The sequence below is a fragment of the Microbacterium sp. DWRC1-3 genome, from assembly GCF_049896645.1.
In the GTDB taxonomy this organism is placed as follows: domain Bacteria; phylum Actinomycetota; class Actinomycetes; order Actinomycetales; family Microbacteriaceae; genus Microbacterium; species Microbacterium maritypicum.
Genome location: NZ_JAFCUS010000002.1, coordinates 990,309 through 1,011,062, shown reverse-complemented (window position 1 = coordinate 1,011,062; position 20,754 = coordinate 990,309). Strand labels below are relative to the sequence as shown.

Here is a 20,754-nt window from a genome sequence, read left to right as displayed (position 1 = left end):
AAGCTAGACGAGGATAATTTGGCATTTGACAAGTGCACGCTGTTGAGTTCTCAAGGATCGGATGCTCCCACGACCCAGCCATCACAGCCAGGCCCGAAGGGCAACTTCTCTATCTTACCCACCTCGACCCGCTTGTCAAATCGGCGCGCCGTGCGAATCGAAGATCCGCAGCGCGGCTGATGACAGCCACAGAAGAGGTGGAGTCCCCATCCTAGACGCAAGCGCCTGTTCTCTCAAGTGAGAGTGGATCGGGAGTGGTTCTCCGCTTGAGGGGGGTGAAGCTCTTGGCTCCTCCGCTTCCCTGTGGGGCGAACAAGTAATAAGTTACGTGGATCCGCGGCTTCTGGCAAATCGGGCCACACCACCCGGGCGTGTCGCTCCGACCCCGCACTCGGTTTCCGCCGGATCAGCCGAGGTTTCTGCTCCGCGCTCGCCTCAGAGTACGATCGCGCCATGCCTGCGTCCACGGATGATCGTCGCTCCCCTCGTGCATCCGCGAACGGGGAATCCGACGAAGGTGGACAGCGTCGCGCGGGTGTCGACCTGCTCGCCCGCGTGCAGCGTGAGCTCGGCCTCGCGGGCGCGGAGGTGGCCTCTCCCCCGCACCGCGCCGTCCCTCTTCCGTCCCGATTGGCCACCGCTGATCTCGCCTGGGCGAGCGTCAGCGCAGCGATGCTCGCTGCCGGGCGCTCCCCCGCTTCCCTCGATCCCGAGCGCATCGCCACGGCCTACCGGAGCGATAGGGTTCTCACCATCAGCGGCGAGGCTCCCCCTGTCTGGTCCGTGTACTCAGGTTTCTGGCGAACGTCGGACGGATGGATCCGCACCCACGGGAACTACCCGCACCATGCGGCCGGCCTGCGCGCGGGGCTGCGTCTTCGGCACGATGCCGCAGTCGACGCTGTTCGCGATGCGCTCGGAGAGCGGACGACCACGGCCGCCGTCGCCGACATCACGACCGCGGGCGGTCTGGCGGTCGCGGTCGCCGCGGAGGAGCCCGCCGTCGATCGCGCACTCCGCGAGCATCCGCTGCTCGAGCTGGTTCGCATCGACACGACGCCCGCTTCGCATGCGCCCCGGGCTACGGCGGCGTCGACGCCGCCGGCTTCGCTCCCCCTCCAGGGCATGCGCGTACTCGATCTCACGAGAGTCATCGCTGGTCCGGTCTGTTCACGCACGCTCGCCATGCTCGGTGCCGACGTGCTGCGTATCGATCCCCCACATCTGCCCGAACCGGAGTGGCAGCACCTCGACACCGGACACGGCAAGCGATCCGCGGTGCTGGACGCGCGCACGTCTCGGCTGCAGGAGTTGCTCGCGCATGCCGATGCCGTCGTACTCGGCTACCGTCCCGCTGCTCTCGACAGGCTGGGGCTGCAGCCGGAAGTGCTCGCGCGCCGATATCCGCGTCTGGTCGTCGCGCAGCTCAGCGCTTGGGGCGTGGAGAATCCCGAGCGGGCAGGGTTCGACAGCCTCGTTCAGGCGGCGAGCGGAATCTCGTTCATCGAGTCGGCGGACGGCGACCGCCCCGGTGCGCTTCCGGCCCAAGCTCTCGACCACAGCGCCGGCTACCTGCTCGCTGCGGCGGTGACCGCTTTGCTGCGCCGCCGCCCAGAGGAAGGTTCGTGGATCGTGCGCGCCTCACTCCGTCGCGTCGCGGCGGAACTGCTCGGGATGCCCCGCAGCGGAGAACCCGCAGCCGAGGTCGAGTTCGACACACGGCCGCATGTGGCGCGATTCGATGTCGACGGAACGGCTCTCGTCACCGCTCGTCCTGCGCTGGCGGGCTTCGAGTATCGGGCGCCGCACAAGTGCGGTTCGGATCAGCCCACCTGGTGACGGCGCCCGCGCATCGAGAGAACGAGGCAGAGCACGAACGTGATCGCGCCCCAGATCGCACACGCCGGCGGGAGAACCCGGTAGGCGAGGTGCTGAACGGTGAACTCCGCATCCAGCGGACCGAAGACGACGAGTCCGCCGACCCACGCGCCGACCAGGATCACGGGGAGCGAGGCCCACCATGCCACGCGCATCCAGGTCGGTGAAGACTGCACGACGGTCGGTCGCGGGTCCTGTCGACGAAGCCACAGCAATGCCCAGATGCCGATGATCGCAAGGCCGATCAGGCTCGACCCGTGCTGCAGCCACTTGAATCCGGGGAGCGGGCCCCACATCTCCTCGAGTCCGGGAATCGCCTCGACACCCCAGCGTCCCTCATGCGTGAAGAGGTCCCACACGATGTGCGAGAGCACTCCGAGCACGAACGACACGGCGAGCAGGAACGGATACGCGCGCTTCTGCCCGACGCCGACCGCCGACCGCACCGCGGCGAAACCCCTGTCATCCCAGTCGTCGGGCAGGCGCCGCGCCAGCCACAGCGGAACCAGCTCGGGAACCGCCGGACGCAGGACGACGCGCCAGATCAGGAACAACACGAACGCGAGCAGTGCGGTCCACACGACATTGCCGAACGTGTGGGTGAACGAGTAGTTCAACCCCACGCCCCGCACGAACAGCGGGAGATCGGGTGTCATCGCGCCGATCGCGATCGCCGCCGGCACCAGCGGCGTACGGATGAACGGCAGCGCGACCAGTGCGTGGCTGGGAGTGAACGGCATCCGTCTCTGCTATCCGCTGGCCGGAGACTCAGCCGAGGAAGACGCCGGCGAGGGTCTTCTTGCCGCGGCGGAGTACGGACACGCCGCCGGGAAGTGTGCCCTGAACCGTGGCTGCCTCGTCTTCGACGCGTTCGCCGTCGAGCGTGACACCGCCCTGGGTGATCGCGCGCCTCGCCTCGGAGAGGCTCGCCACGAGCCCGGTCTCGACCAGCGCCTCGACCACCGGAGTACCGGCGGCGACCGTGGCGTGCGGGAGCTCTTCGAGCGCAGTGCGGAGCGTATCCGCATCCAGTGCGGTCAGGTCTCCCTGACCGAACAGCGCCTCGGATGCCGCGATCACGGCCGCAGCCGCCTCGACACCGTGCACGGTCGCGACCACCTCGAGCGCAAGGCGCTTCTGGGCAGCGCGACGGAACGGCTCCGTGGCCACGAGCTCCGCGTACTCCTCGATCTCGGCCCTGCTGAGGAAGGTGAAGACCTTCAGACGGTCGATCACGTCGCTATCCGCCGTGCTCAACCAGAACTGGTACATCCGGTACGGACTGCACATCTCGGCGTCGAGCCAGATGGCATTGCCCTCGCTCTTGCCGAACTTGGTGCCGTCGCTGTTCGTGATCAGCGGGGTACCGATGGCATGCACCGACACTCCCTCGGAACGACGGATGAGGTCGGTGCCGCTGGTGAGGTTGCCCCACTGATCCGACCCGCCCGTCTGCAGCACGCAGTCGTACTGCCGGTACAGCTCGAGGAAGTCCATGCCCTGGAGGATCTGGTAGCTGAACTCGGTGTAGCTGATGCCCTCGTCGGAGTTCAGTCGCGCAGCGACCGCATCCTTCTTGAGCATCGTGCCGACGCGGAAGTACTTGCCGATCTCACGCAGGAAGTCGATCGCACTCAACGGTGCGGTCCAGTCGAGGTTGTTGACGATGCGGGCGGCGTTGTCACCCTCGAAGCTGAGGTAGCGCTCGACCTGCGCCCGCAGGCGTCCGACCCACTCCTCGACGGTCTCCCGCGTGTTCAGCGTGCGCTCGGCCGTGGGACGCGGGTCGCCGATGAGTCCGGTCGATCCGCCGACGAGACCGAGCGGCTTGTGGCCGGCGAGCTGGATGCGACGAAGAGTCAGCAGCTGCACGAGGTTGCCGAGGTGCAGGCTCGGCGCCGTCGGATCGAACCCGCAGTAATACGTGATGGGGTCTCCCGCGAGCAGGGCGCGCAGCGCCTCCTGGTCGGTGGACACATGGACCAGGCCACGCCACACGAGTTCGTCCCACACGTTCTCGAACGTGTGGTCGATCGCCTGGGGTGCGGTCGTCAGAGCGGGAGTTGACACGCGTTCCAGGCTATCAGCGCACCGCAGCTCAGCTGTGCGCGGCCCACCACACGAGGAACGCCGCGCTGAGCGCGATCACCCAGCTCACCAGGCTGCCGACGAGGAAGTACTCGGCACGGGCGCCGGTCTCGCCGTCGCGGGAGATCTCGGGGAAGCGGACGATGCCCTTCGCCGCGAGCATCGCGGCCAGGATCGGATAGGCCGCAGCGAGCGTGAGGATCAGGACGAGGATGCGCTCCAGGGGTCCGATGAGCCTCCCGCCCTTGAATCCGCTGCGCGGGTCGCGCGGCGCCGGCACCACCTCGGTGGCGGCGTCTCCCTCGGTGGCGGCGTCTCCCCCGGTGGCGGCGTCGCTCCCCGCATCGGCGGCCACCGCGACTTCGGCACCCACAGTGGTGGGCGCCGTCGTCGGCGCCGAAGTCGGGGCCGACATCGGGTCGGTGGGACGCCAGGTGTGCTCGCCGTCGAGCGCCGCACGCACCACGAGGTTCGAGGACTCGAGGAGGAACACCCCGGCACCCAATGCCAGCATCGCGAGATCGAAAGGGACCTCTCCGAACGGCGATCGGAGTTGCCAGGTCGCGCCGATCAGACCGACGTCGGAGCGCGCACCGAGCCAGACGACGGCGCCGACGCTCACGACGGCGAGCAGCACGGCGGGCCAGAACCCCAGCGGCGCGGCACGTTCGGTGGGCATGCACCACACCCAGAGCGCTCCGACGACGAGCGCGAGGACCATGGGCAGGAGGGCATCGCTGACGCTGCCCAGCAGCAGGAGGATGACGGCGACGGAGAGGTAGCCGATCCATCGACGCGGTGCGAACTGACGCACCAGGTCGGCCGCGCCGACCGCCAGGAGGATGAATCCGGCGACGATCATGCGCGTTCCCCTCGGAGTGCAGCGACGCCCTCGATGAGCGCCGCCGCGCCGGCGGTGCGCAGCGACTTCGAGACGCTGGGCTGCGTGATGCCTTCTTCGGCCGCGAGTTCCTGCTGCGATCGTCCGAGCAGGCGGCCGTAGGTCAGGCGCCGTTCGCGCTCGCTCATCGCACCGACCAGCTCGTCGCGGACGAGGAGGTAGGCGTTCGAGGCGGCGATCGTGCTCTCCATGACCTCATCCTGCCGGGGGGCTCCGACAATCCAGGTCCGCGTGCGTGGCACGGCACGTCCCTCGCGCGCGTGCACGGTCTCGATCGCGGCCCGAGCCGCGTACCACCCCGGTCCGTCGGCGAGCTCGCCGTGGACGGATTCGACCGGCCGCACCTCGCCCACTCCGATGCCGAACCGGAAGGCGATGCCGTCGGGCAGCCTCAGCTGGATCATCAGGAGCGACACCAGCGCGTCACCCAGGTCGAGGTAGACACCCTGCTGCTCGTCTCCTACGGTGGGCGTGAGCGGCTGCGTCGCCAGCGGGAGATCGGCTTCGACTCCGGCGATGGTGTCGTCGAGGACGCGTTGCGCGGCAGTGCGATCGTCGAGCCGCCGAGAGCCCACGATGTCAGCGAGTACCGCGATGACCATGGGATAACCGTAACACGAATAACTCTCGACTTATGCTCTATCCGGCTATATGTTGAGAACATGCCTGAATCGCACATCATCCCCTGGTCCGACGGAACCTGGACGAACGCTCCCGCCTCCCCCTCCGAACTGCCGGCCGGGTCCGAACACCTCGACGTCACGGCTGTAGAGGGCAGCGACGCCTGGCGGCACACCGCCTACGGCTTCGTGCACGACACCGAACACGCGCTGCTCGCCCCGCTCGCCGTCGGAGAGGCGATGGAGGTCTCGTTCCGCGCGCCGTGGGACGGCCAGTTCGACCAGGCAGGGGTGTTCGTGCGCATCGACGACGAGCACTGGATGAAGACCGGTCTCGAATACGCCGACGACCATCTCGGGCTCGGTGCCGTGGTCACCGCCGGCGGCTCCGACTGGTCGGTCGGTCACGTCGACGAGTGGCTCGAGAGCGAGATCACGGTGCGCGTCAGTCGCTGGGCGGACTCGCTGATCGTGCGCGCTCGCGCCGACGACGACCCCTGGCGTCTCGTCAGGGTGGCACCGTTCGACGGACAGGCCACGGCTTCGGCCGGGCCCTTCCTCGCGGCGCCGACCCGCACCGGACTCACGGTGCGGTTCACCCGATGGGAGCGGTCGGCGGCCGACACCGAGCTGCACTGAGCTGCGGGCGGCCGCCGACTCGCGCGGCTAGAGCCCGAGAGCGTGGGCGGCGGCCTGTGCGCGCGCGACGAGCTCTGCCCGCTGCTCCCCGACCCGGACCGGGGCGGTACCGCCGACGCCGGTCCGGGACGCGACCGATCCCTCGATCGTGAGGACTTCACGCACCTCGGGCACGAGATGCGGAGACACCGAGAGCAGCAGTTCGTCGGAGGCGTCCTCCAGACCGATCCCCTGCTCCTCGCATGCACGCACGAGCGCGCCCGAGATCTCATGGGCGTCGCGGAACGGCACCCGACGCTTCACCAGCCACTCCGCGACGTCGGTCGCGAGGGAGAAGCCCTGCGGTGCCAGCGCCGCCATGCGCTCGGTGTCGAAACGCAGCGTCGCGATCATGCCTGCGAAAGCGGGGAGCACGACCTCGAGCGTCTGCACCGAATCGAACACCGGCTCCTTGTCCTCCTGCAGATCGCGGTTGTACGCGAGCGGGAGGCCCTTGAGGGTGGCCAGCAGCCCCGAGAGGTTGCCGATGAGGCGCCCGGACTTGCCCCGCGCGAGCTCCGCGATATCGGGGTTCTTCTTCTGCGGCATGATGCTCGACCCGGTCGAGTAGCCGTCGTCGAGAGTGACGAAGCCGAACTCGCGGGTGTTCCAGAGGATGATCTCCTCGGACAGGCGCGAGATGTCGACGCCGGTCATCGCCGTGATGAAGGCGAACTCCGCCACCACATCGCGGGCGGCGGTGCCGTCGAGCGAGTTCTCGGCGGGGCGGTCGAGGCCCAGCTCGGTCGCCACGAGTGCGGGATCGAGACCGAGCGTGGAACCCGCCAGCGCTCCCCCGCCGTAGGGCGAGACACCGGCGCGGCGACGCCAGTCCACGAGCCTCTCGAGCTCACGCACCAGCGGCCAACCGTGTGCCTGGAGGTGGTGGGCGAGCAGCACCGGCTGCGCATGCTGCAGGTGCGTGCGTCCGGGGAGGATCGCTCCCGGGTGCGCCTCGGCCTGGGCGACCAGCGCATCGATCACCCGCAGGATGTCGCGGGCGATCACTCGCGCGTGGTCGATCAGATACATGCGCACGAGAGTGGCGATCTGGTCGTTGCGGCTGCGACCGGCGCGCAGGCGTCCGCCCAGCTCCGGACCCAGCTCGGCGATCAACGCCTGCTCGAGTGCGCCGTGCACGTCCTCATCCGTCGGCACAGGGCGCAGGGTGCCGTCGGCGACCTTGCGCGCCACGGCATCCAGGCCCTCGTGCATCCGCTGCGCCTCATCGGGTTCGAGGTACCCGGCCGCGGCGAGCGCGGTGGCGTGAGCATGCGAACCGGCGATGTCGTACGGCGCGAGGATCCAGTCGAAATGCGTGGAGCGGCTCAGCTCCACCAGCTCGGGCGAGGGGCCCGTGGCGAAGCGGGCGCCCCAGAGCGCGCCCTCGTTGGTTCCTTCGTGCGTCGAATCGCTCATCACGCGTCCTTCTTGCCGAGAAGCCAGACCAGGAGCGCCTTCTGCGCGTGCAGCCGGTTCTCCGCCTCGTCCCACACCACGCTCTGCGGACCGTCGATCACGCTGGAGTCGACCTCGTAGCCGCGGTCGGCGGGGAGGCAGTGGATGAAGATCGCCTCGGGGTCGGCCAGGGCCATCGTCTCGGGGGTGACCTTGTAGCCGCCCAGATCGCGGATGCGCGCGATCTTCTCCTCTTCCTTGCCCATCGAGACCCAGGTGTCGGTCACGACGACGTCGGCACCGGCCGCAGCCTCGACCGGGTCGGTGTAGAGGGTGATCGAACCACCGGTCTCGGCCGCACGGCGATCGGCCGCCTCGATGACATCGGCGCGAGGGGCGTAGTCCTCCGGTGAGGCGATCCGCACGTGCATTCCCGCCGTGACCCCGGCGAGGGCGTACGAGTGCGCCATGTTGCTCTGCCCATCACCGAGGAAGGTGAGCGTGAGCCCCTTCAGGTCGCCCTTGTGCTCACGGATGGTGAGCAGGTCGGCGAGCAGCTGGCAGGGGTGGAAGTCGTCGGAGAGCGCGTTGATGACCGGCACCCGAGTGCCTTCGGCCATCTCCTCGAGCCCGGACTGCGCGTAGGTGCGCCACACGATGGCGGCGACCTGGCGCTCGAGCACGCGTGCGGTGTCGGACGGCGTCTCCTTGCCGCCGAGCTGGCTGCTCGCGGTCGAGATGATCAGCGGCGAACCGCCGAGATCGGCGATCCCCACCGCGAACGAGACGCGGGTGCGCGTGGAGGACTTGTCGAAGATGACCGCGACCGTCTGGGGACCGGCGAGGCTCTTGTCGGCCCACCGATCCTTCTTCAGCTCGATGGCGAGATCGAGGATCTCGGCCTGCTCGGCGGGGGTCAGATCGTCGTCACGCAGCAGGTGGCGGGTCATGCGGATACCTTTCCGGCAACAGAGGCCTGGACGTCGGCGAGAGCGGCCGTGAACAGCTCGCGGAACTCGGCGAGCTCGGTGTCGCCGATCGTGAGGGCCGGCGCGATGCGAACCGTCTCGGGGTTGGCGGCGTTGACGATGAGGCCGCGCTCCTGGGCGGCCGCGACGACCGCACCGGCGACCGGGGCGGTCAGAGCCACACCGACCAGCAGACCGCGTCCGCGCACACCCTCGATCAGAGGCGAGTCGATGCCGAGGATCATGTCGCGCAGCTCGACGCCGCGCTTCGCGGCGTTCTCGACCAGTCCGGCACTCTCGATCTCGGCGAGCACCGCGTCGGCGACAGCGGTCGCGAGCGGATTCCCCCCGAAGGTGGAGCCGTGCGATCCGGGCGTGAAGAGGGCGCTGGCGGCGCCGAACGTGACCAGCGCGCCGATCGGGAAGCCGCCGCCGATGCCCTTCGCGAGGGTGATCGCGTCGGGAGTGATGCCCTCGTGGCTGAACCCGAACCACGCGCCCGTGCGACCGGCGCCGGTCTGGATCTCGTCCACGATCAGCAGTGCACCGTGAGCGAGGGACAGCGAGCGCGCGGCGGCGAGGTACCCCTCCGGCAGCTCGACGACTCCGGCCTCGCCCTGGATGGGTTCGACGATGAGGGCGGCGACGCGGTCGTCCATCGCCTCGTGCAGCGCCTCGATGGTCGCCGGGATGTGCTCGACACCGGCCGGCATCGGCTCGAACGGCGCACGCATCGACGCCTTCGCAGTGAGCGCGAGCGACCCCATGGTGCGACCGTGGAAGCCGTTGTCGAGCGCGAGGATGCGCGGCCGCTCGGTGCCGCCGTGCAGCCGGGCGAGCTTGAAAGCGGCTTCGTTGGCCTCGGCGCCCGAGTTCGAGAAGAACACCCTGCCGTCGATACCGGCCCCCGCGAGACGCTTGAGCCGTGCGGCCAGGGCGAGCTGGGGCGGGGTGGCGAAGTAGTTGGACACATGGGCGAGCGTGGCCGCCTGGGTCGAGACCGCCTTCACGAAGGCCGGGTGCGCGTGTCCGAGAGAGGTCACGGCGATACCCGCCAGGAAGTCGAGGTGGCGTCGGCCGTCGGCATCCCACAGGTAAGAGCCCTCACCGCGGACCAGCAGTGCGAGCCGCTCCCCTGCGTTGAGCACGAGATCGCGTGCCGCATCCTCCTGCCAGACGGTCATCCCGTCACCTCCGACTTCCCCAGGACCACTTCGGTCCCGATTCCCTTGCTGGTGAAAAGTTCGACGAGCACCGAATGCGGCACCCGTCCATCGATGATCGCTGCCGCGTCGACGCCGCCCTCGACCGCGTCGAGGCACGCCCGCATCTTCGGGATCATCCCCGACTCGAGCTTCGGCAGCATCTCGATGAGCGCTTCCGATGTCAGATGCGAGACGAGCGAGTCACGGTGGGGCCAGTCGGCGTAGAGCCCCGGCACATCCGTGAGGATCACGAGCTTGCGCGCGTGCAACGACACCGCGAGGGCGGCGGCTGCGGCATCCGCGTTGACGTTGAGCGACTGACCGGGGTGGTCGAGGTCGGGCGCGATGCTCGACACCACCGGGATGCGCCCGGCTGCGAGGTGGTCGAGCACGGGGGTCGGATCGACCTCGACGACATCGCCGACGCGTCCGAGGTCGACCTCTTCCCCGTCGATCACGACACCGCGGCGGCGTCCGCCGAAGAGGCCGGCATCCTCACCGCTGAGACCTGTCGCGATCGGACCGTGCGAATTGATCTTGGAGACGAGCTGCGGGTTGACCTGGCCGGTGAGGACCATGCGCACGACGCTGATCGCCTCGGTGTTCGTGACGCGGTAGCCGCCCTTGAACTCACTGGGGATCTCGAGACGCTGCAGCATGTTCGAGATCTGCGGACCACCGCCGTGCACGACCACCGGCATCACTCCGACATAGCGGAGGTAGGCGATGTCCTGCGCGAAGGCGTCTTGCAGCTCCTCCGACACCATCGCGTTCCCGCCGTACTTGATGACGACGATCTGGTCGCGGAACTTCTTCAGCCACGGCAGCGACTCGATGAGGGTGGTGGCCTTCTGCGCGGCGACCTCGGCCGGGGTGTCCTGGATGTCGGTCATGAGGCGTACGCGCTGTTCTCGTGCACGTAGTCATGGGTGAGGTCGTTGGTGAGGACGGTGGCCGTCGCCTCGCCGACCTTGAGGTCGATCACGAGGTGCGTCGCGCGCGGGGTGAGGTCGACCTCTTCGCGAGGACGGTCGGGACCGCCCTCGGTGCACACCCGGACGCCGTTCATCCAGACGTCCACGTCGTAGGGGTCGAACTGCGCGCTCGTGGTGCCGATCGCCGCGAGCACGCGTCCCCAGTTGGGGTCGTTGCCGAAGATCGCGGCCTTGAAGAGGTTGTTGCGCGCGACGGAGCGGCCGACCTCGACGGCGTCCTGCTCCGACACCGCGTGCTGCACCTCGATCGTGATGTCGTGGCTCGCGCCCTCGGCATCGCCCTGCAGCTTGACCGCGAGCTCCTGGCACAGCTCGGTGAGCGCTGCGGCGAAGTCGTCGAGGTCCGGCACGACGTCGGATGCGCCGTTGGCGAGGAGGGTCACCTGATCGTTCGTCGACATGCAGCCGTCGGAGTCGAGGCGGTCGAACGTCCGGCCCGTCGCGCGGCGCAGCGCCTCGTCGGCCTGAAGCGGCTCGAGGACCGCATCGGTGGTGAGCACCACCAGCATCGTGGCGAGGCCGGGCGCGAGCATCCCCGCGCCCTTCGCCATGCCGCCGATCGTCCAGCCGTCGCGGCTGATGACCGCGGTCTTCGCGACCGTGTCGGTGGTCATGATGGCGTGCGCTGCGCTCTCGCCACCATCGGCGCTGAGCTCCGCGATCGCCTGCGCGGTTCCGGCGAGCACCCTGGCCCGGAACGTCTCATCCCCGGTGCCGATGAGACCGGTCGAGCAGATCAGCACGTCGCCGGCGCTCACGCCGAGGAGCTCGGCCGCCTTCTCGGCGGTCTGATGCGTGGTCTGGAACCCGAAGGATCCGGTGAAGCAGTTCGCCCCTCCGGAGTTGAGCACCACGGCCTCCACCACGCGGTCGGCGACGGCCTGCTGCGACCAGATGATCGGGTTGGCCTTGGCCCGGTTGCTCGTGAAGACGGCGGCGCCGACCTTGCGCGGTCCACGGTTGACGACCACGGCGACGTCCGGCTTGCCGGTCGACTTGAGCCCTGCGGCGACTCCGGCCGCTTCGAATCCTGCGGGGGCGGTGACGCTCACGGCGCGACTCCGTTCACTGAGAGGGCGCGGGCTTCGGGAAGCCCCAGCGCGATGTTCATGGATTGGATGGCTGCTCCCGCTGTGCCCTTGACGAGGTTGTCGACGGCGGTGACCACGGTCACCCGGTTCGCGGCACGATCGATGGCGAGGCCGATCAACGCGGTGTTGGCGCCGAGCACGTCGGCCGTGCGCGGGAAGCGTCCCTCCGGGAGCAGGTGCACGAAGGTCTCGCCGGCGTAGGTGCTCTCCCAGGCGTCGCGGATCTGCGCGTCGGTCGCGCCATCGACGATCGGCGCGGTCGAGGTGGCGAGGATCCCCCGGGACATCGGCACCAGCACGGGGGTGAACGAGATCCGGATCCCGTCGGCGTCCGCGCCGGAAGCCGCGGCGAGCGCCTGACGGATCTCCGGGATGTGCCGGTGCGTCCCGCCGACCGCGTAGGGGTTGGCGGTGCCGAGGATCTCGCTGCCCAGGAGGTTCGTCCTGAGGCTCTTCCCCGCTCCTGACGGGCCGACGGCGAGCACCGACACGATGTCGGAGGGGTCGATCACTCCGGCGGCGACGCCCGGAGCGAGGCTGAGGCTCACGGTCGAGGCGTTGCAGCCGGGGGCGGCGATGCGCGTCGCTCCCCGGAGGTGCTCGCGCTGCTTGACCCCGCCCACGACGAGTTCCGGCACGCCATAGGTCCACGGATCGTGGAAGGCGCCGCCGTAGAACGCATCCCATGCCGAAGCCGAGGTGAGCCGATGATCGGCCCCGGCATCGATCACGAGCGGGGCATCGCCCAGAGCGTCGGTGTACTGCCCCGACTGCCCATGCGGGAGCGCGAGGAACACGATGTCGTGGCCGGAGAGGATCTCCGGCGTCGTGTCCTGCAGGGTCAGGTGCGCGAGGGAGCGCAGGTGCGGCTGGTGGTCGACGAGAGGCTGTCCGGCGTTCGAATGCGCCGTGACGGTGCGGATCTCCATGTCGGGATGATCGGCCAGGAGGCGCAGAATCTCGCCGCCTGCGTAGCCGGATGCGCCGGAGACGGCGACGGAATACGTCATGCTTCTACCTTAACGGTCGGGCCCGCGAGGAAATCGGGGCCGGGGACGGGGCCGGAGGCGGCGACACCGGCACTCGACCGCCGTGCGGGCACAGGCAGGAGGGCGGGGTCGCCTACAGTCGGCGGCCGCGGCGTCGGCGCACAGCGATGACGCTCGGAGCGAGCGTCGAAGAAGCGGTGGCGGCCGAAGGCATGTCGCGACAGTAGCGCGGCCCCGGCGGCCACCGCAAATCCGCTCCGTCATCTGAGACGCTGCGGCTCCATCGGCGCAGCGAAGAACGCCAGCTCGTGCGCGCTCGACGCCTCGAACGCCCGGCGCATGCGTGCCCGTGTTCCAGGATCCGCCTGTGCCGCGGCGTCGGCGACGTAGGCGATCGCCGTCCGTGTGGCCTCCTCGAATGCCGGATCCGCGTACGTCGCGAGCCACGAGGCGTACGGATGCCCCGCATCTCGCGCGTACTCCCCGAACTCCCCCGCGTGCAGGCGCCGCCCGAGATCGGTGTAGAGCCAGAAGCACGGGAGGACAGCGGCGATGATCTCCGCATAGGCGCCGCCGAACGCGACGGAGCGCAGATGGTCGAGGTATGCGGTCGTCGCGGGCGCCGGTTGTGCCGCGAAGGTCGCCTCACTCACGCCGTGCGCGGGGGTAAGCCATGAAGCGTGCAGCTCGAGTTCGCCCACGATCGAGCCGCGGGCGGAGTCCGCCCAGAAGGCCTGCTCGTCGGATGTCGGTGCCAGCCGGGCCGCCTCGGCGAGCACACGCGCGTACTCCCGCAGATACAGGGCGTCCTGCGCGAGGTAGAACAGGAACGGCGCGCGCTCCAGCGTCCCGTCGGCGAGCGCGCGGATGAACGGCAGCTCCTCGATCCCCGTACGGATCGCGGCGATGCCCCGCCACCATTCCGTGGCGACCTCGCCCGCCGCGGGTCGGGTCTCGGCTCCCCCACGTTCCCAGAGTCCGGCGAAGTGGTTGATCGGCCCGTGTCCACGACCCACGCGCAGTGCGTCTCCTGCGCGCAGGGACTCGCGGAGCCAGTCCCGCGCGGCGCTGACGGCATCTCCGGGCTCTTCGCCACGAGCGAGCAGGGTCGCGAGCGCGGACGACAGCGAGCAGCCGGTGCCGTGCGTGTTCCGGGTCGGGATCCGGGGAGCGATGAACTCCTGGCGCAGCCCTCGCCGCGCATCGACCAGCGCATCGGGGGCCTCGTCGCCGGGAAGGTGGCCACCCTTGACGAGCACGGCTGCTCCCACCTCGGCGGAGAGCTGCTCGGCCGCGGAGATCGCGTCGTTCCAGTCGGCGAGGTCGCGCCCGGCGAGCACCGCCAGCTCGGCGAGGTTCGGGGTCACGAGCGTCGACAGTGCGAGGAGATCGCGCAGCGCCCGTTCGGCGTCCGGATCCAGCAGTCGGTCCCCCGAGGTCGCCACCATCACGGGATCGAGCACGACGACGGGCGGACGCACGGCGTCGAGCCAGGCTCCCACCGCGCGGATGACGTCGGCGTCGGCCAGCATCCCGATCTTCACGGCATCGATCACGATGTCGTCCGAGACCGCGTCGAGCTGCGCGCGGAGGAACTCCACGGGCGGAACGTGCACCGCTCGCACTCCCCGCGTGTTCTGCGCGGTCAGCGCCGTGAGCACGGCCATGCCGTATCCGCCGTTGGCGGCGATGGACTTGAGGTCGGCCTGGACGCCCGCGCCTCCCGAGGGGTCGCTTCCGGCGATGCTGAGCACCCTCGGGACGGAGCCGCTGAGCCAGCGTCGCCGGAACTGCCGGGCGGTGGTGGCGGGATCGTCGGCGGCACACAGCGCCGAGACCACGGCGAGCCCCGCCGCACCGGCCTCACGAAGGGCCTCGGTGTCATCCATGCCGACCCCGCCGATCGCCACGCACGGCAGCGCGCTTCGCGACACGAGGCCGCGAAAGCCCTCCACGCCGAGAGGGGCAGGGTGATCCGGTTTGGTGGTGGTCGGTCGGATCACCCCGACGCCCAGGTAGTCGACCGTGCCGGAGGGCAGAGCATCGACCGCGTCGAGGTGCGCCGGGCTGTTCGCGGTGAGGCCGATCAGAGCCTCCGGTCCGAGTACCTCGCGTGCACGCAGCACCGAGGCATCATCCTGTCCGAGATGCACGCCGTCGACCCGTGCGCCGCGCTCGCGAGCGGCCACGGCGGCATCCAACCGATCGTTCACGACCAGAAGAGCGCGGCCGTCGATCGCCTGCGACAGCGCCAGCAGCTGATCGACCGTCTCGGCGTCGCTTGCGTCCTTGTCGCGAAGCTGCACGATGCGCACGCCGCCCTCGACCGCGCGGCGGACGGTCTCGACGACGCCACGGTCTCCGCAGAGCGTCGCGTCGGTGACGAGGTAGAGCGAGAGATCGGCGTTCACAGGGCACCGCCTTCGACGCGTGCAGCGGCTCGGATGTCGTCGGCGCCCACCGCGGCGAGCGCATCCAGCAGGGCGACGGCGAAGCTGCCGGGCCCTGCCGATACCGCCGCCGCTCGTTCCGCCGCGATCGTGTAGACCAGGCTCGCCGAGGCCACGGCGCTGAGCGCGTCATGCGTCGTCGCTCTGGCCGCTCCGAGGAAGGCGGCCATCACCGCACCGAGAGCGCAGCCTCCGCCGGTCACTCGGGTCAGCAGTTCGTGACCGTTGGACACGCGCAGCACCCGCTCCCCGTCGGTGATGAGGTCGATCGGCCCCGAGACCGCGACGACGCCGCCCGTGCTCCGAGCCAGCGAGAGGGCTGCATCGGCCGCGGAGTCTGTGCTGTCGGTGGCATCCACCCCGCGACCGCCCGCGCTCAGCCCCGCGAGGGCCAGGATCTCGGAGGCGTTGCCGCGGATCGCGGTGGGGCGGTGCCCGACGAGCTGATGGGCGAGTGCGGTGCGAACCGGGAGCGCGCCGATCGCGACCGGGTCGAGCACCCAGGGCGTGCCGGACGCGACGGCACCGGCGACGGCCTCCAGAGTGGCCGCGCGCTGTTCGGGCGTGGGTGTCCCCAGGTTGATCAGCACCCCGGAGGCGATGCCGGCGAACATCCCCGCCTCATCGACGATGTCGACCATCGCGGGAGCGGCACCGAGAGCCAGCAGGACGTTGGCGGTGAACCCGGTGACGACCGCGTTGGTGATGCAGTGCGTCAACGGGGGCGCTTCTCGCAGCACCCCCAGCAGGGTCGCGGCATCGCCGGCGAGGTCGTGGGTGGTTTCAGGACGCAGAAGATCGCTCATCGCGACATCCCTTCGCTAGTACGAACTAGATCAGGTTCGACGGGTCTGTTCTCAGCCGCGGATTGCGGCACCCCGTGTCACTGCTCGCAGTCTAGCGATCGGCCAGCAGAGCCTTCTCCTGCGCCCGCGTGAGTCCGGCCCGGCGCTCCCTGTCCACGCCGCGCACCCGTTCGTCGGCGACGACGCGTCGAGCGGTGTCGGCGAGGGGGCGCAGGTGTCCCCCGCTGTCGTGGAATGCGCTGTTCGAGCGGGTCATGAAGCCGGACATCTCGGGAGGAAGCCACAGCGGAAGCGAGAGCGGACCGGCCCAGTGCGCGACGCCGTGTGCTCGCAGCCACTCCTCGTCGGCGACCACCGTCTCCCCGGTGTGCCCTGCCTCCTCGCGCACGGTCTGCAGCAGTTCGGCGAGGGGATGCTCGTCCCCGATCGCGTTGACCACCCCGCTCCGCGTGGCGGCGACGATGTAGGCGGCCACGTCGTCGACGTCGATCACCTGCGCACTGCGCCTCTCGAGCGGAGGCAGCAGCACGGGCTCCTCCCCGGCTCGGGAGAATGCCGCAGCCCAGTACCCGAAGCGGTCGCTGGGGTCGCCGTCCCCGACGATGAGTCCGGGTCGCACGATGAACGCGCGATCCCCCAGCATAGTGACGGCGTCTTCGGCCGCCGCCTTCTGCGGGCCGTACTCGTACTCGTCGCCGGGGCGGGCGGCAGGATGCCGCGGCGCCGATTCATCGGCGCCGACCGTGGCATCATCGGCGTACACCGAGAGGGAGGACACGTACGTCCATCGCGCCGTGCGGTCTCCGAGAGCCTCGACCGCTGCCACGACGTGCGCGGCCTGAGAGGAGATGTCGACGACGTGATCCCAGTCCTTCCGCGCGAGCGCGGCGTAGATCCCAGGGTCGTCACGGTCGCCGGTCACGAGCACCGCTCCTGCCGGCGCGAGGCGCTCGCCCCGGGCCAGACATGTCACGGCCGCTCCGGACTCGAGCCACCTCCGGGCGATCCGCCCGGAAAGCCACCCCGTCCCGCCGAGGATCAGAACATTCGTCATGGCTCCATGCCACCAGCAACCGCTGCGGGAGGGAAGCCCTCTCCGCTCAGGGCAGAGGGCCCCCTCCGGGACAGCGCATCGCTCAGTCGCGGAGCGCTGCTCCGAATCGCTGCGCGGCGACGTCGACACCCGCGAGCTTGGCCGCGGTGGCCTCGGCCGCCGTCAGGGTGCGATCGTCGGCGCGGAATCGCAGAGCGAAGGTGAGGCTCTTGGAACCCTCCGGCACGCCGTCTCCGCGATAGTCGTCCACGAGACGCACCGACTCCAACAGTGCACCGGCTCCCTCGGCGAGGGCGGCCTGCACATCTGCGGCCGGAACTTCGGCGGGCAGTGTGAGCGAGACGTCCTGCGTGGCGGCGGGGAACGTCGACAGCGATGCGGCGACGACGCGACCACCGGCGAGCGACAGGATGCGGTCGAGATCGAGCTCGAACACGGTCGCACGCCCGGGGAGGTCGGCCCCTTCGGCCACGGCGGGGTGCAGCTCGCCGACGTAGCCGACCTCTTCGCCCGCGACCAGGAGCGATCCTGTGCGTCCGGGGTGGAGTGCCGCACGCTTGGCCTGCACGACGTCGATCTCGACGCCGGCCGCTGCCGCGATCACGCGGACGGCATCCAGCGCCTCGACGAGACCGGCGGCCTCGGCGGGGCGGCCGGGCTGGCGCGGGGCGACGTTACCGGTCAGCAGCGCCGAGATGAACCGGTGCTGCGGCGGGATGGAGGCGTTCAACTGCGCGAGGGTCTCGTCGGACGGACGCTCGCCCAGCGGCGGCACGTCTTCCGTGCCGTAATCCACTCCGGGCTCCGGCAGGAAGACGACACCCGTCTCGAAGATCGCGAGGTCGGTGAGACCCCGCGAGATGTTGCGGTGCGCGGTCTGCAGCAGGCCCGGGATGAGCGATCGACGCAGGTACGGAGCCTGCCCGTCGAGCGGGTTCGCCAGACGGATGCTCGGCAGGTGCGCGCCCGAGGCGGATCCGTGCAGGTCGTTCTGCACATCGGTGGTGAACGGGAACGACGGCGTCTCGACGAGCCCTGCTGCGGCCAGCGCATCGGCCACCCGGCGGCGACCCTGCTGGTGCGCCGTGAGTCCGCGGCCGGACGGAGGCGTCGGCAGCACCGAGGGGATGCGGTCGAGCCCGTGGATGCGGGCGACCTCCTCGGCCAGCGTCCACTTGTCGGTGAGGTCGGGGCGCCAGGTCGGCGGGATCACGGTCCAGCCGGAACCCTCCTCCGACGCGGTGACATCGGCGCCGATGGTGGTCAGTGCGCCGGTGATCTCGTCGTCGGTGTAGTCGACGCCGATGAGCCCCTGCACGAAGCCGGTGGGAAGCTCGATCTCGCTGACGAAGACCTCGGCGAACAGTGCGCCACCCTCTTCGGTGAGCGTGCCTCCGGCGAGCTCGACCATGAGGTCGGCGGCACGGCGGGCGGCGACGAAGGGGATCAGCGGGTCGACGCCGCGCTCGAAACGCTTGGACGCCTCGCTGGGCAGCTTGTGCCGGCGCGCCGACCGGGCGATGGTCGTCGGGTCGAAGTTCGCGGCCTCGATCAGCACGTTCCGCGTGGTGTCGCTCATCTCGGTCGTGCCACCGCCCATGACGCCGGCGAGGCCGATCGGGCCGGACTCGTCGGTGATGAGGAGGTCTTCGACGTGCAGCGTGCGCTCGACACCGTCGAGGGTGGTCATCTTCTCGCCGGGGTTCGCGCGACGAACGGTGATGCCGCCGGCGAGCTTGTCGAGGTCGTAGCCGTGCAGCGGCTGACCCAACTCGAGCATCACGTAGTTGGTGATGTCGATCAGCACGCCCAACGAGCGCATGCCCGCGAGGCTGAGCCGCGCGACCATCCACGGCGGCGTCGGACGCGAGGGGTCGACGCTCCGGACGACGCGCGTCACGAACTCGCTCGCGCCGATGTTCCCGCGCACGGGGGCGACGTCCTCGACGACGGTGGTGTGTCCACTGCCGGGCTGCAGCTCGGCGAAATCACGCTCAGCAGGGTCGCGGAAGGTCGCTCCGGTGGCGTGCGAGTACTCGCGGGCGACGCCGCGCAGGGAGAAGGCGTAGCCGCGGTCGGGTGTGACGTTGATCTCCACCGCGACGTCGTCGAGACCGAGCAGCGCGATCGCGTCGGTGCCGACAGGCGCATCGATGCCGAGGTCCGAGAGCACGACGATGCCGTTGTGCTCATCCCCGAGGCCGAGCTCGCGGGCCGAGGCGATCATGCCGTCGGACACGTGACCGTAGGTCTTGCGCGCGGCGATCGGGAACGGACCGGGCAGCACGGCACCGGGGAGCGTCACGACGACCTTGTCGCCGGCGACGAAGTTGTGCGCGCCGCAGACGATGCCGCGGATGCCACCGTGCTCTTCGCCGACATCGACCTGGCACCAGTTGATGGTCTTGCCGTTGGACTGCGGTTCGGCTTCGAGCGAGACGACCTGCCCGACGACCACGGGACCCGTGATGTCGAAGCGGTGCACGTCCTCTTCCTCGAAGCCGACGGTCACCAGCGCCGCGAGGACATCCTCGGGCGTGGCATCCGCTGCCAGATCGACGTACTCACGCAACCACGAAAGCGGGACGCGCATCACACCACCATCCCGTACTGCTCGCTGAATCGGACATCGCCCTCGGCCATGTCGCGCATGTCCTGGACGTCGCTGCGGAACATCAGTCCTCGCTCGATGCCCATGCCGAACGCGAAGCCGCTGTACACCTCGGGGTCGATCCCGGCGGCGCGCAGCACGTTCGGGTTGACCATGCCGCAGCCACCCCACTCGATCCAGCGCGCGCCGCCCTTGAAGGTCGGGTGCCACAGGTCGAGCTCGGCGGAGGGCTCGGTGAAGGGGAAGTAGTTGGTGCGGAAGCGCGTCTCGGCCTCGGGGCCGAAGAGCTGCTTGGCGAAGTGGTCGAGCGTGCCCTTGAGGTGTGCCATCGTGATGCCCTTGTCGATCACGAGACCCTCGAACTGGGTGAACACCGGAAGGTGCGTGGCGTCGAACTCGTCGGTGCGGTACACCCGGCCTGGGCACAGCACGTAGATCGGCACCTCGCGGTCGAGCATCGAGCGCACCTGCACGGGGCTCGTGTGCGTGCGCATCACGAGGTGGCGCGAGGTCGGGTCGACGTAGAACGTGTCCTGCTCCTGACGGGCAGGGTGGTCGACGTCGAAGTTCAGGGCATCGAAGTTGAACCACTCGTGCTCGAGCTCCGGCCCCTCCGCGATCTCCCAGCCCATGCCGACGAAGATGTCGCAGACCTGGTCCTGCAGGAGGGTGAGCGGGTGGCGCGCGCCGACCCGCGTGCGCGAGGGCACGGCGGTGATGTCGACACGCTCGGCCTCGAGTCGCGCGGCGACCTCGGCCTCGGCGAGCTCGGCCTCCTTCGCGGCCAGCGCCTGGGTCACCTGCCCTCTCCCCTGACCCACGAGCTTGCCGAACGCGGCCTTGTTCTCGGGGGCGACCTGGCGCATCGAGGCGTTCAGGACCGCGAGCGGCGATCCGTCGGCGACGTGTGCGGCGCGAGCCGCTTTCAGCTCGGCGGTGTCGGCGGCTGCGGCGATCGCCGTGAGGGCGTCGGCGACAGCGGCTTCGACCGCTTCCGGGGTGATTTCAGGAGACTCTGACAC

General features: G+C 69.8%; 17 protein-coding genes and 1 riboswitch. Of the genes, 2 read left to right on the top strand and 15 right to left on the bottom strand.

What is annotated here, in order from left to right; translation table 11 throughout:
- The first annotated feature begins 453 nt into the window (after positions 1 to 453).
- A complete protein-coding gene (locus ACP699_RS17540) occupies positions 454 to 1,839 on the top strand; it encodes a CoA transferase (protein ID WP_426172554.1) in 1,386 nt (461 codons plus the stop codon).
- On the opposite strand, the gene ACP699_RS17535 is transcribed toward ACP699_RS17540, so the two are convergent.
- The 4 genes from ACP699_RS17535 to ACP699_RS17520 are packed head-to-tail and all read right to left on the bottom strand — an operon-like array spanning position 1,824 to position 5,469.
- Positions 1,824 to 2,618 (bottom strand): DUF4184 family protein, encoded by a 795-nt coding sequence (locus ACP699_RS17535; protein ID WP_400644891.1) that lies wholly within the window; start codon positions 2,616 to 2,618, stop codon positions 1,824 to 1,826. The two genes, ACP699_RS17540 and ACP699_RS17535, sit on opposite strands and share 16 nt — an antisense overlap.
- Before the next feature lie 28 nt (positions 2,619 to 2,646).
- Positions 2,647 to 3,948: a tyrosine--tRNA ligase gene (gene tyrS / locus ACP699_RS17530; protein ID WP_426172551.1), complete on the bottom strand. Its 1,302-nt coding sequence runs from the start codon at positions 3,946 to 3,948 to the stop codon at positions 2,647 to 2,649.
- 28 nt (positions 3,949 to 3,976) lie between these two features.
- Complete coding sequence (locus ACP699_RS17525; protein WP_426172549.1) at positions 3,977 to 4,828, bottom strand: hypothetical protein; 852 nt, start codon at positions 4,826 to 4,828, stop codon at positions 3,977 to 3,979.
- Positions 4,825 to 5,469 (bottom strand): SatD family protein, encoded by a 645-nt coding sequence (locus ACP699_RS17520; RefSeq protein ID WP_055877828.1) that lies wholly within the window; start codon positions 5,467 to 5,469, stop codon positions 4,825 to 4,827. Before ACP699_RS17520 ends, ACP699_RS17525 begins: the two co-directional genes overlap by 4 nt.
- Before the next feature lie 60 nt (positions 5,470 to 5,529).
- On the opposite strand from ACP699_RS17520, the gene ACP699_RS17515 reads away from it, so the two are divergent.
- The gene (locus ACP699_RS17515) at positions 5,530 to 6,126 is read left to right on the top strand and encodes a DUF1349 domain-containing protein (protein ID WP_426172547.1); all 597 of its coding nucleotides are present in this window, start codon (positions 5,530 to 5,532) and stop codon (positions 6,124 to 6,126) included.
- A gap of 27 nt (positions 6,127 to 6,153) precedes the next feature.
- Here the strand turns inward: ACP699_RS17515 and argH are convergent, their stop codons facing one another.
- The 11 genes from argH to pheS form a co-directional block, all read right to left on the bottom strand.
- Positions 6,154 to 7,584 (bottom strand): argininosuccinate lyase, encoded by a 1,431-nt coding sequence (gene argH, locus ACP699_RS17510; RefSeq protein WP_426172545.1) that lies wholly within the window; start codon positions 7,582 to 7,584, stop codon positions 6,154 to 6,156.
- A complete protein-coding gene (argF, locus tag ACP699_RS17505) occupies positions 7,584 to 8,513 on the bottom strand; it encodes an ornithine carbamoyltransferase (RefSeq protein ID WP_017828583.1) in 930 nt (309 codons plus the stop codon). The genes argH and argF overlap by 1 nt, the downstream gene beginning before the upstream one ends.
- Complete coding sequence (locus tag ACP699_RS17500; RefSeq protein ID WP_055877819.1) at positions 8,510 to 9,715, bottom strand: acetylornithine transaminase; 1,206 nt, start codon at positions 9,713 to 9,715, stop codon at positions 8,510 to 8,512. Before ACP699_RS17500 ends, argF begins: the two co-directional genes overlap by 4 nt.
- Entirely contained in the window at positions 9,712 to 10,629 is a 918-nt protein-coding gene (gene argB, locus ACP699_RS17495; protein ID WP_017828581.1) for an acetylglutamate kinase, read from the bottom strand. The genes ACP699_RS17500 and argB overlap by 4 nt, the downstream gene beginning before the upstream one ends.
- Positions 10,626 to 11,783 carry a bifunctional glutamate N-acetyltransferase/amino-acid acetyltransferase ArgJ gene (gene argJ / locus ACP699_RS17490; protein ID WP_055877816.1) on the bottom strand — a complete coding sequence of 386 codons (1,158 nt, stop codon included), beginning with the start codon at positions 11,781 to 11,783 and terminating at the stop codon, positions 10,626 to 10,628. Before argJ ends, argB begins: the two co-directional genes overlap by 4 nt.
- Positions 11,780 to 12,832, bottom strand: coding sequence for an N-acetyl-gamma-glutamyl-phosphate reductase (gene argC, locus ACP699_RS17485; RefSeq protein WP_426172541.1), 1,053 nt, complete (start codon positions 12,830 to 12,832; stop codon positions 11,780 to 11,782). Before argC ends, argJ begins: the two co-directional genes overlap by 4 nt.
- 239 nt (positions 12,833 to 13,071) lie before the next feature.
- Complete coding sequence (locus ACP699_RS17480) at positions 13,072 to 15,222, bottom strand: bifunctional hydroxymethylpyrimidine kinase/phosphomethylpyrimidine kinase (protein ID WP_426172539.1); 2,151 nt, start codon at positions 15,220 to 15,222, stop codon at positions 13,072 to 13,074.
- A complete protein-coding gene (thiM, locus tag ACP699_RS17475) occupies positions 15,219 to 16,067 on the bottom strand; it encodes a hydroxyethylthiazole kinase (protein ID WP_426172537.1) in 849 nt (282 codons plus the stop codon). Before thiM ends, ACP699_RS17480 begins: the two co-directional genes overlap by 4 nt.
- A riboswitch (TPP riboswitch) is annotated at positions 16,058 to 16,152 on the bottom strand. (Overlaps the previous gene by 10 nt.)
- A gap of 6 nt (positions 16,153 to 16,158) precedes the next feature.
- On the bottom strand, positions 16,159 to 17,121 hold the full coding sequence (locus ACP699_RS17470) for an NAD-dependent epimerase/dehydratase family protein (RefSeq protein ID WP_151487215.1): 963 nt from the start codon (positions 17,119 to 17,121) through the stop codon (positions 16,159 to 16,161).
- An 82-nt stretch (positions 17,122 to 17,203) separates the two neighbouring features.
- Positions 17,204 to 19,714, bottom strand: coding sequence for a phenylalanine--tRNA ligase subunit beta (gene pheT, locus ACP699_RS17465; protein WP_426172534.1), 2,511 nt, complete (start codon positions 19,712 to 19,714; stop codon positions 17,204 to 17,206).
- The gene (pheS, locus tag ACP699_RS17460) at positions 19,714 to 20,754 is read right to left on the bottom strand and encodes a phenylalanine--tRNA ligase subunit alpha (RefSeq protein ID WP_055877798.1); all 1,041 of its coding nucleotides are present in this window, start codon (positions 20,752 to 20,754) and stop codon (positions 19,714 to 19,716) included. The genes pheT and pheS overlap by 1 nt, the downstream gene beginning before the upstream one ends.

What these genes read in the sequence shown, in the direction of transcription:
- ACP699_RS17515 (WP_426172547.1), top strand. Translation starts at nt 5,530, where the DNA reads ATGCCTGAATCGCACATCATCCCCTGGTCCGACGGAACCTGGACGAAC.
- pheT (WP_426172534.1), bottom strand. Translation starts at nt 19,714, where the DNA reads ATGCGCGTCCCGCTTTCGTGGTTGCGTGAGTACGTCGATCTGGCAGCG.
- argH (WP_426172545.1), bottom strand. Translation starts at nt 7,584, where the DNA reads ATGAGCGATTCGACGCACGAAGGAACCAACGAGGGCGCGCTCTGGGGC.
- ACP699_RS17535 (WP_400644891.1), bottom strand. Translation starts at nt 2,618, where the DNA reads ATGCCGTTCACTCCCAGCCACGCACTGGTCGCGCTGCCGTTCATCCGT.
- ACP699_RS17525 (WP_426172549.1), bottom strand. Translation starts at nt 4,828, where the DNA reads ATGATCGTCGCCGGATTCATCCTCCTGGCGGTCGGCGCGGCCGACCTG.
- argB (WP_017828581.1), bottom strand. Translation starts at nt 10,629, where the DNA reads ATGACCGACATCCAGGACACCCCGGCCGAGGTCGCCGCGCAGAAGGCC.
- argC (WP_426172541.1), bottom strand. Translation starts at nt 12,832, where the DNA reads ATGACGTATTCCGTCGCCGTCTCCGGCGCATCCGGCTACGCAGGCGGC.
- thiM (WP_426172537.1), bottom strand. Translation starts at nt 16,067, where the DNA reads ATGAGCGATCTTCTGCGTCCTGAAACCACCCACGACCTCGCCGGCGAT.
- ACP699_RS17500 (WP_055877819.1), bottom strand. Translation starts at nt 9,715, where the DNA reads ATGACCGTCTGGCAGGAGGATGCGGCACGCGATCTCGTGCTCAACGCA.
- ACP699_RS17540 (WP_426172554.1), top strand. Translation starts at nt 454, where the DNA reads ATGCCTGCGTCCACGGATGATCGTCGCTCCCCTCGTGCATCCGCGAAC.
- ACP699_RS17470 (WP_151487215.1), bottom strand. Translation starts at nt 17,121, where the DNA reads ATGACGAATGTTCTGATCCTCGGCGGGACGGGGTGGCTTTCCGGGCGG.
- argF (WP_017828583.1), bottom strand. Translation starts at nt 8,513, where the DNA reads ATGACCCGCCACCTGCTGCGTGACGACGATCTGACCCCCGCCGAGCAG.
- ACP699_RS17520 (WP_055877828.1), bottom strand. Translation starts at nt 5,469, where the DNA reads ATGGTCATCGCGGTACTCGCTGACATCGTGGGCTCTCGGCGGCTCGAC.